Origin of the sequence: Streptococcus sp. HMSC073D05 (genome assembly GCF_001812015.1) — a bacterium.
In the GTDB taxonomy this organism is placed as follows: Bacteria; Bacillota; Bacilli; order Lactobacillales; family Streptococcaceae; genus Streptococcus; species Streptococcus parasanguinis_D.
In genome coordinates this window covers 225,416-240,637 of sequence record NZ_KV807483.1, presented here as the reverse complement: position 1 = coordinate 240,637, position 15,222 = coordinate 225,416, and the positions used below count along the sequence as shown (strand labels likewise).

At 33.3% G+C, this 15,222-nt stretch carries 9 protein-coding genes; 2 read left to right on the top strand and 7 right to left on the bottom strand.

The annotated features are described in order from the left end of the window. The 6 genes from HMPREF2832_RS02320 to pezA form a co-directional block, all read right to left on the bottom strand. On the bottom strand, positions 1-4,084 hold a 4,084-nt coding region (locus HMPREF2832_RS02320), incomplete at its 3' end, for a Spy0128 family protein (protein WP_083306309.1). A gap of 965 nt (positions 4,085-5,049) precedes the next feature. Continuing rightward, positions 5,050-5,637: a hypothetical protein gene (locus HMPREF2832_RS02315; protein WP_070505423.1), complete on the bottom strand. Its 588-nt coding sequence runs from the start codon at positions 5,635-5,637 to the stop codon at positions 5,050-5,052. 43 nt (positions 5,638-5,680) lie between these two features. Continuing rightward, on the bottom strand, positions 5,681-7,606 hold the full coding sequence (locus tag HMPREF2832_RS02310; RefSeq protein ID WP_070505421.1) for an ATP-dependent helicase: 1,926 nt from the start codon (positions 7,604-7,606) through the stop codon (positions 5,681-5,683). Continuing rightward, positions 7,588-9,627 (bottom strand): ATP-dependent nuclease, encoded by a 2,040-nt coding sequence (locus tag HMPREF2832_RS02305; RefSeq protein ID WP_070505457.1) that lies wholly within the window; start codon positions 9,625-9,627, stop codon positions 7,588-7,590. Before HMPREF2832_RS02305 ends, HMPREF2832_RS02310 begins: the two co-directional genes overlap by 19 nt. After that, positions 9,617-10,402 (bottom strand): type II toxin-antitoxin system toxin PezT, encoded by a 786-nt coding sequence (gene pezT / locus HMPREF2832_RS02300; protein WP_070505419.1) that lies wholly within the window; start codon positions 10,400-10,402, stop codon positions 9,617-9,619. The genes HMPREF2832_RS02305 and pezT overlap by 11 nt, the downstream gene beginning before the upstream one ends. Beyond that, positions 10,402-10,878 (bottom strand): type II toxin-antitoxin system antitoxin PezA, encoded by a 477-nt coding sequence (pezA, locus tag HMPREF2832_RS02295; protein ID WP_070505417.1) that lies wholly within the window; start codon positions 10,876-10,878, stop codon positions 10,402-10,404. The genes pezT and pezA overlap by 1 nt, the downstream gene beginning before the upstream one ends. Before the next feature lie 226 nt (positions 10,879-11,104). On the opposite strand from pezA, the gene HMPREF2832_RS02290 reads away from it, so the two are divergent. After that, positions 11,105-12,577, top strand: a complete 1,473-nt coding sequence (locus HMPREF2832_RS02290; RefSeq protein WP_070505415.1) for an SIR2 family protein — start codon at positions 11,105-11,107, stop codon at positions 12,575-12,577. A 68-nt stretch (positions 12,578-12,645) separates the two neighbouring features. Here HMPREF2832_RS02290 and HMPREF2832_RS02285 read toward each other — a convergent pair whose 3' ends face one another. Next, on the bottom strand, positions 12,646-13,359 hold the full coding sequence (locus tag HMPREF2832_RS02285) for a toll/interleukin-1 receptor domain-containing protein (RefSeq protein WP_049514396.1): 714 nt from the start codon (positions 13,357-13,359) through the stop codon (positions 12,646-12,648). Positions 13,360-13,449: 90 nt separating this feature from the next. On the opposite strand from HMPREF2832_RS02285, the gene HMPREF2832_RS02280 reads away from it, so the two are divergent. Beyond that, the gene (locus HMPREF2832_RS02280) at positions 13,450-14,349 is read left to right on the top strand and encodes a tyrosine-type recombinase/integrase (RefSeq protein WP_070505413.1); all 900 of its coding nucleotides are present in this window, start codon (positions 13,450-13,452) and stop codon (positions 14,347-14,349) included. Positions 14,350-15,222 lie beyond the last annotated feature (873 nt).

The following is a 15,222-nucleotide window of genomic DNA, read 5'->3' as shown; positions in this document are numbered from 1 at the left end:
TTGATGGTGTTGGTGGTGTTGGCGGTGTTGGCGGAATAACAGTATTGTTAAACTCTGTATCTTCTGGTAACTGAGTCGTCGCTGTCAACACTTTACCATCTTTCTTCACTGTGATACCTACAGTAGCGATCATGTGATCAAAAATGACACCGGCTTCAGTACCTTTCACTTCTTCTACATGATAAACATAAGTACCTTCTTCACCACGTTTAAATGTAAGAGGTGAGAATTGGATCTTACCATCCGCATTATTCGTTACTGTTTCGATCACATTTCCTTTTTCGTCCTTAAGAACAAAGCTGAATTCACCGGCCTTCAATTCACGACCTTCTAATTTCTTGGTGAAGTTGAACTGTGCTTTAACTGGAGCTACAAAGTAATTATTGAAAATTGTGTCATCAGTACCAGTTGCTTCCCCACCTGTTGAAGTCATTTCAGTCTTAGCACTTAAAAGGCCTGTAGTAGCGTCTTTCGTAACAGTTACTATAACTGTGGTAGTCATGCTATCATAGTCAATGTCTGTATCTGTTCCCGCTACTTCACGAACAGTGTAGGTGTGAGTGCCTTCTTTATCAAATGAAATGGCGTCAAATTGGATCGTGCCGTCAGCTTTATTTTTCTTCGTTTGGATCACATTGCCGTTTTCAAGCAATTCAAAAGTAAAGGCATCAGCTTCAAGTGTTTTACCTTCCAATTTCTTAGTGAAATTGAATTGGGCACTTGTTGCTGTCGGTGTAAAGATATTATTGAACTCGGTATCTGTTGGAAGAGCTTTGGTCGCTGTAAGAGTATGGCCATCTTTCGTTACAGTCACTGTCACCTCTGCCTTCATTGGGTCATAGGTCATTCCCGCTTCTGAGCCTGCTACTTCTTCTACGGTGTACTTATGAACACCAACTTCGTTGTTCTTGTATGTGAGCGCATCAAAGGCTACTTTACCTGATGCATCATTGGTCTTCGTTTGGAGAACTTGACCGCTCGCATCTTTCAAGACAAAACTGAATTCTCCATCTTTTAGAGTGCGTCCTGCCAAGACTTTACTGAAGTCAAATTGCGCTGTCACTGGCGCTACCGCATAGTTGTTAAACTCGCTATCCGCTGGCATTGTGACATTGGCTGTCAAGACACCTGTTGTCGCATTCTTAGTGACATTAACAGTCACTTCTGCGTTCATAGTATCGTAGTCAATATCTGTATCTGTTCCCGCTACTTCACGAACAGTATAGGTATGAGTTCCTTCTTTATCATATGAAATGGTGTCAAATTGGATCGTTCCGTCAGCTTTATTCTTCTTCGTTTGGATTACATGGCCATTTTCAAGCAATTCAAAGGTGAAGGCATCATCTTCAAGCGTTTTTCCTTCCAATTTCTTCGTGAAATTGAATTGGGCACTGGTTGCTGTCGGTGTAAAGATATTATTGAACTCGGTATCTGTTGGAAGAGCTTTGGTCGCTGTAAGAGTATGGCCATCTTTCGTTACAGTCACTGTCACCTCTGCCTTCATTGGGTCATAAGTTACCCCAGTAAGTGAACCTTGAACCTCACGTACGATGTACTTATGCGTTCCTTCTTGACCATTCTTGAAGGTAAGAGCATCAAATTTCACAAGTCCATTGGCATCATTTGTCTTCGTTTGAAGAACTTTTCCGTTTGGATCTGTTGAAGTATCGCTTGGGTCTACCAACTCAAAGCTAAATTCACCAGCTTTCAACTGACGACCTGCAAGAGCTTTAGTGAAGTCAAATTGCGCAGTGACAGGAGCAACGACATGGTTATTGAATGTCTTGTCATCCGCACCAGTTGCTTCACCACCTGTTGCAGTCATCTCTGTTTTGGCAGTTAACAGACCTGAATCCTCATCTTTTGTTACAGTCACCTTAACTGCGACAGTCATTTCATCGTAGTCTACATCAGGTTTGTTACCCTTCACTTCTTTAACAGTGTAGTTGTAGACACCAACTTTATCGAATGACAATTCGCTGAAGGTAACTTTCCCATCAGCCTTGTTTGTCACAGTTTCATTGATATTGTTATCACCTGTCAATTTAAAACTGAAATCACCAGCATTCAAATCACCATTTGAAAGTGCTTTATTAAATTCCAGATTTACTTTTACAGGAGACGGTGTGAAAGTATTATTGAACTCTGTATCAGCCGGCATAGTCGTTTGAGCTACGTAGGAATCACCGTTATCATTTACCGTGATGGTCACTTCAGCTTTCATACTATCGTAATTGATACCAGTCAGTTTTCCTGGAACCTCTTCAACTGTGTAGTGGTAAACACCAGCATGGTTAAATAACTGTGGAATGAAAGTAATATGACCGAAACTATCATTCGTTTGAGAATCAACTACTTGACCTGTTTGATCAATTAAATTAAAAGTGAATTCTCCAGCTTTCAACTTTCTTCCATCCAATTGTTTTGTAAATGATAAATCAACCCTTGCTGGTTTCTTTGCTTTCGTCGCAGATCCAGATCCATCGGCCTTAAACGCAAAAGTTGCCTGATAGCTCTGCTCCTCTCCACTGTTGTATGTGATTTTAATATCATTCCCATGCTTTTGTTGGAGTTCTTCATTTGTATTTGGAACTTGCTTCAGCCTAGTCATATAACGAACGTAAACCAATTCATTCAGTTGTGCTATCTTAAATGAAAAGCCATTTGAACTTTCCTTAATATTCTCTAGCAATTGAATCGCATTTCCTTTAGATATCCACGGTGAAATTGACTGAACCTTTTCAGCTCTCAGAGCTTTTCCATTCCACAAATCTACATGATCGGAAGGAATATCCGTCGCATGTCCCAACCTCCATGTTGCTTTTGTATTTGCATCAAATTCATTTAATACTGGATCACCATCCTGAACTAACTCTTGATCATCTGGTAGAGTATCAATTAATTGGTAATTTGTTAAAACCTGTGGTGCTACTAGGCTTCCTGAATTAAGACGAATAGTCCATCGAATTAATTCTGGATGTCCAGTAACTGCTTCTCCGTACTTCGTAACCTTGGTTTTTTCTACTGGTACTGGTGCAGTCTCTGGTCCTACTGTCACTGTAATTTTCCGGCCACTAAAATTAAGCTCTGTTGGAACATTTGGTTTTACATAAGATTTCCATCCAGTACTAAATTTTAAAGTAAATTGTTTTGAAGTGTTATTTTTCTCAAAGTAATCTGTAAAAGTTGTAACTACTTTATTTTTGACTGAATCAAGAAAAGCATTTCCGATAACTTCGCCACTTGGTCCAGTCACATCATAATGGAGACTTGTAGGAATTCTGATCGCATCTGGAATATCCACAACAATTTTATCATTTTGTTTAATCTCTATATCATCAGGAATTTCCATATGTATCACAGTTTCAGCTGGAGCATACAATCCGTTACCATTTGGAAAATTCACTTCAACATCTGGATTTTGTACGGTAATTGTATCACCTGTTTTCACATAGGTTGTTGCACCACCTGATGAAGGCAGTTCTCTTTTAGACCGTCTTGATCTAGTTGTAGGTTGTGCCTCAGTTTTTTTCTCGCTAGCTGCAGATGAAGAGGCTTCGGCATTGGCTTTTGAAGTTGGAGAAGCTGACTCAACTGGTGCAACACTAGTGCTAGCTGGTGTTGCAACTTCATTTGATTGTTTTTCAGTCTTTTCCTCTTTAACCACATGTGCAGGGGCTTCGACACTAGCTTGTGAAGTTGGAGAGGTCGACTCAGCTGTTGTAGTACTAGTTCTAGCTGGTGCTACAACTTCATTTGATTGTCTTTCAGTCTTTTCCTCTTTAATCACATTTGCAGAGTTTTCGGCACTAGCTTGTGACGTTGGAAAGGCTGATTCACTCGGCGTAACACTAGTGTTAGCTTGCGTTACATCTTCATTGGCTTCAAGACCAGATTCCTTGTGTCTCTCACCTTGATTCTCTTGTGCGACAACTGAAGTTTGTGAATCTGTATTATTCTTCACTTCGTCCGCAAAAACACTTCCACAAGCAAAAAATAACGTCGATAATAAAACAGAAGCAACCCCGATAGAATACTTTCGGATAGAAAAACGTTCTTTTGTTTCAAAAAAATTGTGTCTCATTGCGCAACTCCTTTAATTATAGTCACTATATTATTTCTTTGATTATAGCACTACGTAAAGATAATTACAAATATTTTATAACAACTAATAATCTAATAAGAACTGAGGCCATTGAAAGAATTATTAATTTATAGCCAACATTTATAAGAAATCCTGACAAAATATAAGAATCCCTTAGACATCTATTTCAACTATTGCATAAGCAATATGTCTTAATAAAAGAAAATGCCAAATAAGCTTCATCTATCAATATCCATCATATTCTATTTCAAAAATTCAGTTGTCCTCATACAAAAGTATCAAAGAATCAAAAGATATTAAGACGACAATCATATATCATATCAACTAAAAATTTAAGGTAATTAACTTCGTCGAATTGCAGCCATATTTGTAAGCGACTAAAGTCGCAACAACTGTGTCAATTGCACCAATTTAGTAAAAAAATCTAAAAAAGAACACCTTGAAAGGTGCTCTTTGTATGTATAGTAATTCTTTCGAATTAACGTTTTGAGTGCAGTGGTTGCCATCCAATCAAACATCGCTTCGCTTGTTTTCTTGGGGCAACTGTGCATAGCATATCTCTACGCGACTAAAGTCGCTAGAGCTGTCCTAATTGCGCACCGCCAGTTCTCATACAAAAAACACCTTGCAAGATGCAAAGTGTTTTCGTTTGTATTCTGCTGTCCAGTAACGAATTAACGTTTTGAGAATTGTGAAGCTTTACGAGCTTTCTTAAGACCTGGTTGGAAACACTTTTATTTGAATAAGTTTCAATATCCTCTTAAAATCAATGTTTTCCCACATTTACAGAAAACAGAATTTCATCTAATTTGAATCAATTTCAGTTGAATGGTGTGAACTTTACTCTAAAAATACACAAATTGAGCTAGATTTTACCAAAAAGTTCACACCATTTGAATTGTTATTGTTTTGTACATTTGATATACGGAGTGCATTATAAATTATTACAAATATCTCTCAATATGCTCTACGAAGATAAAAGGTTCTATATCTTTAAGAGCGAGACCTTTAGATAGAGTAATGCATTGTTTTGCTGTACCTTTTCCTGGTCGATGGTAAAACGTTCTAATCCCTTGAAGGAATATTCCAAAACGCGAATGACGTTCCGAGGCTGTCATCTCATCTAAATATTTGTCAACAGCTAAAGCGAATACATTTCCATAATACCTATCATCGTCAAATCTTGTTCTAGTCATATAATCTTGAATGTCATAGAGCATAGATTTCATATTTCGATAATTGGGTGCTCCCACCAATGCTCGACTAGCTCTATTTATACCATCAACATAACTATAAGCATCGTTTAATGCACCAAAATCCCAAAACCTTTTAGAATCAAAATACTTATACTCTATGTCTAGTTGTGATTTTAATATTCGTAAAATGGCCAGAGCTTTACTGTCATCATTATTTTTTATTGCAACATAAGCTTCTTCTACTCCAGTATTATAAAAATCAATATGTTGATTGATTTCATAGCCTAAAATTCCTGTAATATCAAATTCAAGTAAATCATTTTCCAATGTAATCATAATTGCTCCTTCAACTTTCAGTTCAACAATTGTTAAAGTTTATTTACTCATCAACTAATGACAGAACATCAACAATATCACTCTGTTCAAAATAATCTTTAGCTTTTTCAAGAATCTGTTGGTCATTACATGGCATATAAACAATTAAGTTTTTCATTGCTCTAGTGATTGTAACATAAAATAGTTTCTTAGTTCTGTTTTGAACCTTCTCATTAGATGAACCTTTACCAAATATAGAATTAAAATTATATTGATTCCATCTTCCATTATCTAACAAAACTAAGACATTCTCATATTCACTGCCTTTAACCTTATGCTGAGTTATGACAGATACATATTCTCTAAGATAAGCAATACTATTTACATATTCTTGAAATGGTAATTTCTCAAGGCGTAACCATAAATAATAGCCCTTATTTTCTATAAAATTAGTAAATAAGTCGTCCTTTGAAATTAATCCAGTTCTCTCTGCAAGTTTTATGACTTTTCCAATTGTAATATCATTATCAGAGATTTCTTTCATAATTTTAGATAGATTAATTTTATCAGCGGACGAAGTTATTTTAAAGCAAGTAATACGCAAAAATTCGTTATGCTTACCTATTTTATATAGTTCTATTAGTTCAAAGATTAGATCTAATCTTTGAAGAATCCTATCTCTATCTGTACCCGCCTCATATCTACTACTTAAACCATTAAATTTATAGGCCAATAAAGAATCTTTATTAACTTTACTCTTACTAATCACTTCTTCAAATGAAAATGTCTTAATTTCTTCGTAAATGGCTAAAAGTTCTGGAATAGATTTGACAATATCAATTATTAATGGACCACCCTTTCTAACAACAATTTGAGCTTCTTCTACTAATTCTTCAAAAGTTTTTCCTTTATCAACTAACTCACTTGCATTAAATTTTTTCTTCATATCTGTAATTAATTTCACAAGCAAATCAGAACTATACAATTCAAATAGTTTAGAAAACCCAGCCGTTTCTGCATTAAGTTTGTGTGTTAATCGCAATTCCTTTGTTTTCTGTGGTATATCAAACTCTAATTCTTTAAATAGTTCGCTATTTCTAAGATCTTCAAGGTGGGTAATACCATCACCATAAATGAATTTCACCGTTCCTTCAATTACATTACCATTATTCATGTTTGGAGCCGCTACATCACTAGAAGGAATCTGAACTAATCCATCGCTTCTAAATTTATTTGCTAAATTAATAACTTTTCGTGGATTACGTCTATTTTGATTTTTTTGTATTTTTTCAAGACCATAGGAATCTATGTTTCCCACTCCTGAGTCATAGATAGCCTGCATTGAATCTCCAAAAAAACCTACAATATTATCTCTAGTACTCTTTCTGAGATGCTCTAATAAAATTTTTACAACTAAGGGACTCGTATCTTGATACTCGTCAACAAAAATATAGTTTGCAGTATCCTTTAAAATATCACTCAACTTCTTATATTTAGAAAACATTTTTTCAGCAACTATAAGAACATGGTCATGACTTATTTGAACTTTATTTTGCTCAGTTATGCTCATAGAATACCATTCAGTATATTCAACACGAACACTATCAAAGTAATCAAGCGAAATAAGTTCCTCACCTAATACTTCCTTTGGAGCAACGAATAGAATTTGTTCATCATCATTTATTAACTCAACAAGACATTCTTTAATCTCTTTTTGGAAATTTTTAATGACATGCCATATAAAATCGTGAATAGTTGAAACCCGTAAATTATCATTAATGATTCTAGATCTAATCTCTGCAACAGCATTGTTAGTATAAGTAATGCATACAATCGATTTTTTTGGTTCTTCCATAGATATTTTTTCAATAATGGAAATTAATGAATAAGTTTTCCCACTCCCAGCACCACCCTCAAGGATAAAATTTTGACCTTGTTTTATTACTTCAAATACTTTTTCTACCTCTGGTTCTACTGTTTTCTCAACCATAATAATCCCTCCGAAATATATTTAGGTACTTTCCAAGTATTTTCTTCACCTTCAAAATATAATAAACTTGATGCAAATGCAGATTTTTTGTTTACTTTATCCCTAGCAAATTTATAGAAATCTTCTATTTCACTATCATCAAAGTCTTTTAAAGCTTCAAATTGAATAAAACCAGCTTTTTGATCAATAATGAATTGTTTATTTAAACTGATAAAAGCATCCTCAAAACTAGCAGGCTGATAACCATTTTCATCTTCGGGAATTTGATATGCAATACGAATTCTACCATCTGATGTTATTTTTTCTGCCAAACTCTTTTGAGCTACTATTGAAAAAACTTCATCTCCAGAAATATCAAAAAAATTTTTAATTGAAGCATTTGTCGTAGAGGTAGCATCTACTGCTGAGCAAGAAGTTAAGCGATTATTTTCATTTTTATTTGCTGGATCAATATCCGTAATTATCAATACTTTTATTCCTAAAAAATCAAATAACTTCCTAAACACTTGTGAATGGGCACCTGTTTCAATGATTGAAATATTTTGAGAAAGCAATGGCATTGTATTATAAGCTTGATTTATTGGATTGGTTGTATCTACCTTTTGCATCATCGTAGGAATTAAAATCCTTTCTGTATCACCTTCAACACAAATGACTTTATCAGCAAAAAATAATTCACTACTATTGAGAGTAAGGTACTGCTTTACAAATTTATATCCTAGTTGTTCATCACCATATTCTTCTTTCAATGAATTAAAAGCCTTTGATACTGCTGTACCGTTATCACGTTTAAAATAAATTAGATCATCAAAGTTACAATCAGAAACTATATGAGAGGAATGAGTTGTAATTAAAGTTTGAATACAACTAAAATCTCCACTTTCTTTTAGTTCATCATTGTGTTCCTTTAGCAAATCTTTAATATTCTTGATAAAAATATACTGTAATTGTGGATGTGTATGTGATTCTGGTTCTTCAATATATATTAGGTTAATATCAGCAGGTTCGCTTTTTATATCTGCCATTAAAGTTTCAATTTCAAAAATAATTCCATATAAATTTAAATATCCCAAACCATTATATGTTTCAGGTAATAGACTATCGTCATGCTTATAATACAATGTCGTATTATTGCTTAAAATATCTTTCTCAGATAGTGATGAATGAATTGCTAATTCTGCTTCACTATCATTTCCACCAAATCTTTTGACGCGTTCAAAGACTGAAGTAAAAATTCCTTCTACGCTATCATCACCACTATATGCTCTGGTTAAAGTTTCATCTGCCTTTAAAATAGCAGATTGCAGTAAATTATTTGCTTTACTGTTAATTTCTTCGCCATTATTTAATTTATAAAATCGATTTGATGTCTTAGATAATGAATGGTTATTTTCTTTATTAGATACTTCTCGACTAGCACTAATCCCTCTTACTTTAATAATTTTATGAACATCTTTCATTTCATGTAAATCAGACTTTTCTTCTGTCATTTCTTGAGTAATAGGATTATATCCACGTGAATAAATCTGTATTTCGAAAAATTTATTCAGATTTTTCTTCATAAATGATTCAAATTTTGAAAAATCATCTGCAAAATCACAAGTCAAACTACTTATCTCGCGAAGCTTTTGAGTAGGAATTATATACGAAAATTCAAGAATAATAAAATTATTTTCGGGATTTAAATCCATCATAAATCCTTGGATATTTTGATAAGAATCTGATTCTGAGTATTGAATCCAAATTTGAAGATTAATCCCTAAAATAGACGATAATTCTGAATCAGGAATATCAGAGACTCTCTTTATATTCTCAAAGATTTCCCTCCTATGATTTAAATTAATATCTTCCCATACCAAATTGCGATTGGAATTTTTATTGAATATTTTTTCTAACACAGATAAAACCGAAGTCTTGCCACAATTGTTTTTACCCACAATTAAGGATAAATCATTTTTCAACTCTAAAGAAAAATCGTTTAATAAACGATAATGTTGAATATAGATTTTTTTAATTTCCATCAATTATACCTTTTTTCATTTCCATTAATTCTCTCAACCGTTCCTGTCCCATCTTCAACATCTCTTCCTCCACCTTACTCCATTTTCCGAAGAGGCATTCTTGTAGAACTTCTGCTGCTGAGATTTGATCTAATTCCGAATCATAAATACACGATTGATCTCTTTGAAAAATTTGAATTTGATTAAAAATATTATCATTTTCTAACTCTCGTAAGTTATCAACTAAATGTTCTACAATTCCATCATGGTGCTCTTTAGGAGTCGCTCTAGCTTGACTAGGATCTATAGTATAGAGCTCTTCATAACGTATCAAGGTACTGAGATAGGACAATTCTGGCTTGGTCGCAATCAGTGCAAGTGAGACTTGATATCCTCTAGTTGCCAATAATTGGGCTGTTTTTCGGGGAACTTCTGTTGTTCTCAAGGTCCCCTCGATTAATAAATGATAACCTTTTTTACTCAACTTATCTACAAGATATTCAACCATTTGTCCCGCGAATACTTTGGTATAATCCACACTATCTTTGCCATATTTTTCCTGTAGGCCATGGTAGTTCGGATGAAGAGAGCGATAACTATCTCCATCAATGATAATGATATTACCTTGAAATTCCCTTTGTTTAATACGATGAATCGTTGTTTTCCCAGCACCACTCTGTCCACCGAGCAAAATAGCCTCAGGATGAGATGAGGTTGTTTTCCCACGAGTTAAAGAACGAACGAGTCGTTTGGAGGCTTGTTCAAAATTATCTTGACTAAATTCTTCTAGTTTCATTAAGCCACCACCAGATGAGTAGCTTGTTCTAGCATACGTTCAATACCATCCAAATAGCCATTAAATCGCTCTATATCCTCAAAAGTTGAAACAAGATAAATCCTCGTATTAATCAAATCAGACAAATCATCGCTCATTAGAACCCAAGGATTCGAAGTATCATCAAATGCAATTCCTTGTTCATCTTGAAAACGATAAAGTTGCGCTAAGATATTCGCCCCTCGTTCTTTAATCACTTCAATTTTCAGAGTTAACTGATAATCTTCTACTGGTGTGAGCATTTTTTCCTCTCCTACGATATCGATATAAGAAACATTAAATTTCTTACAGATACGATCTATTAATTCTGTCGAAACTCGACTTGTCCCATTTTCATAACGACTCAGAGTATTTCTAGAGATACCAACAATCTTTGCAAATTCAGGCTGCGTTAATTTATGTGTTTTACGTAACGTTTTTATATTTTCTCCAATCATGTAACTCCTCCTTTTATTTATTTCTATTATAGCACAAAATAGAGAAACGCACCATTTTTGGTGCGTTGATGCCGATAGATAGAATGCCACATATTCAGTTATTGAAGAAAGAGTATTATGAGGCTGTTCAAAAAGTCTTTGAGAATGAAAACTACAATCGAAAACATATTGGAGGTAGGAATTTATGGTATACTAGTGATAATAAATAGTTATCGGTAGGAGAAGGATGAAAAAACTAAAACAACAATTTATTTCTGATTTTAGTGCAGCAATGTTAGAAAATAATGTAGCTGTTTTTGCTGGCGCAGGACTCTCAGTTCCCTCAGGGTATGTAAACTGGAAAGAACTATTACGGCAATTTTCTGATTCGATTGGACTAGATATTGATAAAGAACACGACTTAATTTCAGTTGCACAGTACTATAAAAATTCTGCACATTCAAAAAATCAGATTACACAAAAACTAATACAAGAATTTACTAAAGACTCTAAAGATAATAATTTGCTGACACTTCTAACAAGTATGCCCATCGGGACTTTTTGGACAACTAATTATGATCACTTAATTGAAGACAACTTGAAGAAATCTGGAAGACGCGTAGATGTCAAGATTGATAATAACGATTTATCAATTACACCCCCAAATATTGATACTACTGTATATAAATTTCATGGAGATATTTCTAGACCCTATGAGGCAGTGTTGACTCGGGATGATTATGAGAGTTTTGATGAGAGTCACAAACTTTTTATCCAAACACTTCGAGGAGATCTGATTAGTAAAACATTTGTATTTGTAGGATATAGTTTAAATGATCCAGATATTCAGCAAATTCTAAGTAAAATTAGATTATTAATCGGGGAAAATATTAGAATGCATTATTGCTTTCGGAAAAATTTATCTATTGATATGTTTAAAAATTCCAACGCCCCTGAAAACGAATTAGAATATGGCAAGATAAAACAAGAGCTCGAAATAAATGATTTAAAAAGATATGGCATTCATACTATTTTGATTGATAATTATAATGAGATTGATGAAATCTTTAATCAGTGCTATCAGTTATATTTAACCAACAGTGTCTTTATTGCTGGAAGTTGCAGAAATTATGGAGAATGGGATGAGACTAGTGCTACTGAGTTTTTATATCTTTTAGGATATAAGTTAATTGATAATGGAATTATTGTTGGAAATGGGAATATAGAAGGTGTAGGACCACAGGTGATTAATGGTGTGATGACAGCGATTAATGATAAAAATCTTGATATTTCGAAGTATTTAAAAATTAAAACTCTCCCATTAATTAAGGGGAGCGATAAACATATTGATAGATCTGCAAAACAAAGATTTCAAGATAATATTATATCAGAAGCAGGAATAGTTATATTTGTATTCGGAAACCAATATTATGATGGGACTTTATCTAATTCTAGGGGAGTACTGGAAGATTTTGATAGGGCAATGAAGCAAAATAGATTTATTATTCCTGTAGGTTCAACTGGTTGGAGCTCTTTAGAAGTATATCAAACACTTTTATCTGAAATTGATAAATATTCCTATCTCACTCCTTTTCTAGATAAGTTACTAACGGAGAAGGATCCTGAAATTCTATCTCAAACTATTATTGACTGCATTAAATATATCAGAGAGTCTTACATCATGGATAGCAAGTATATAAAGAATGCTCCCGTAATATAAATAGAGACTCACCGATTGACTTCACTTCGATGGATCTCTATTTTTGTTTGATATTCTCTAAATTTCAATCACATATATATGTTTGTGTATATTTCTTGGATAATTTCCAGTATTTTAAAATGATATTCTCCCTGAAAGTCTTTCCTAAATAAGCGTTCTTTTAATAATTGAGTTATTTCAGTACAAAATAATATTTCGTGAGTTAGTTTAAAATCTCCTGACTTTTTCTGCTTTCTCAAATATTGAGAGAAGTTATCTATGATAAAAATAGCGTCAATATTGTTTACAGTACAACACCGAATCTGTTCTAATAAAAAGTTACCGACATAACTGCTGATTGAAAACTTAGGAATATCTCTACAAACAATATTGTTCAAATGCAGTAATATAAAGCGATCTACGATATAATCTATCTCTTTTAACGATGATACCGTTAATAAATTATAATTTTTTAAGAAGGTATACTCACTAGGAATATCTTCTTTTTTTATTTTATACAATACTGGAAAAAAAGGAATCCTTTTCTTCATCGCATAATCTAGCTCTTTTATACACCATGCTTTGTTAAAGAATGTTTCATCGAATATAAAAATAATTCCATAATAATCAGCACTTTTATCGAGTACAGTATATAGATTATCAATTATTTCATCTCCAATGTTAATTTCAAATTTGTCAATCCAGGTTTTTAATCCTATTTCGTTTAACATATTATTCAGATGATTTACAAATTCGTAGTAAATATCTCTTGAATAACTTATGAAATATTGAAATTCTCTCACATTTCTCTCCTACCGATAACTATTTATTATCACTATACAAAGCATTCAAATAAGTATATAATAGCATGATTATTGATAAAGGAGTTATTCATGGATTATAAACATATTTCTACTTTCTTAGACTACTGCAAAACCCATAAACGCTTGAGTTCACATACGATTCGAGCTTACAAAAATGATCTTTTGCAATTTTACAATTCAAATTACAGCAGTGTGGAAACCTATGTTGAACATTTGACGAAATCCAATATTAAATCTAATACATTACGTCGCAAAATTGCTAGTTTGAAGGTGTTTTACAGCTACTTAAAATATCATAATTTAGTTGATGAGAATCCTTTTAATCAATTACGTTATCAATTTAGAACGGAAAAAATATTACCTAAAACGATTCCTTATGATATTTTGAAAAGTATTTTTTCACATCTAGAACAGAAAGTTACCTATTCAAAAACTAAATATCAAAAACAAAAAGCTGAAAGAAATTTGCTAATCATTTCCCTATTGCTTTCAACTGGAATTAGGATTTCCGAACTTTGTCATATTCATCTTAAAAACATTAATCTTTCAAATAGGACTCTCCATATTATGGGAAAAGGCAAGAAAGAACGTATCCTATTTTTAGGAGATCAAATAACATTTAGCTTACTAGAAACATATATAAATAACTACTGCTTTCAACCCAGTGACTACCTATTCTCTGGAAAATATTCTTTCAACCCATTGTCAGAGCAAAGTGTACGTTTAATTCTAAATACCCTTGTTAAACAACATAACTTAACTACACCTATTACCCCCCATATGTTTAGACATAGTTTCGCAACAATGCTTCTAGATAGTGATGTAGATATTCGATACATTCAACAAATTCTTGGACATAGTTCTATCTCAGTCACACAAATCTATACTCATGTATCTCAGTCAAAGCAAAAAGAAATTCTAACTCTGTGTAATCCCATCGCTTCGATTCATTCACAGTCAAAAAAATAGGGCTACCTTCATAGAGGTAACCCTATCCTGAATAGTCAAGTCCAGTATCGTCACGAACTTCGAAGTTATAGGCAAATGACTGATCTGTTGTGTCTGTGCTTGTCTTGATTGCCCCATAGAGATGATAGCGACTGATCCTTGGCTCATTGTCAACTGTAGTGGGTTGATATAAAGTTACAATCTGGAGAGGACTAAATTGGTTCTCTCCTTTTTAATGTTCAAAGTGATGAGAATTATAGTTCCTATAACCGTCAATTCCTTGTAAACCTTTTCATTTTTTTGTATAATATATTTGAAAAAGGGTGACATAAAGTAGTAATACCCAATTTGTAAAATTAATAAGATGCGCAAGTTTTAATTAATTTGGGCATTTTTGATTACTCAAAAGGGCTACCATCCGATATTGACTTCATTGACATGAAGGTGTTCATTATACTAAAAAAGCAAAGACGAGGTAATTACTTCGTCTTTGCTTTTTTACGATTTTCCGCTATATATAGTAGTATACTTCTCCTGATAAAATTCTTTTTCTTATATTTTAGTGAACTCCATGCTGAATCACTGAAGTCAAACAAGTTCTAAAATCCTGAAATTCTAACAAATGCCACGTCACCTCATCGTCATCTAAGACTGTCACAGTCTCGCCTTTAAAACAATGTGGGATAGGGACAGTTTTCTTTTGAAATGAATGTAAAACAACCATATCTACTAATTTATTGTTGAAAATTATATGCAGACAAAGGATGTCATCAATATGATTTTCAACCACTAGATAAGTTTATAACTCTAGATGATTGTACAAATTTGGCTGTTGTGTCATATAGTATTCAAAATTTTCATCCTTAAACTTCCACTTTCTTCGTTGTTCTATAG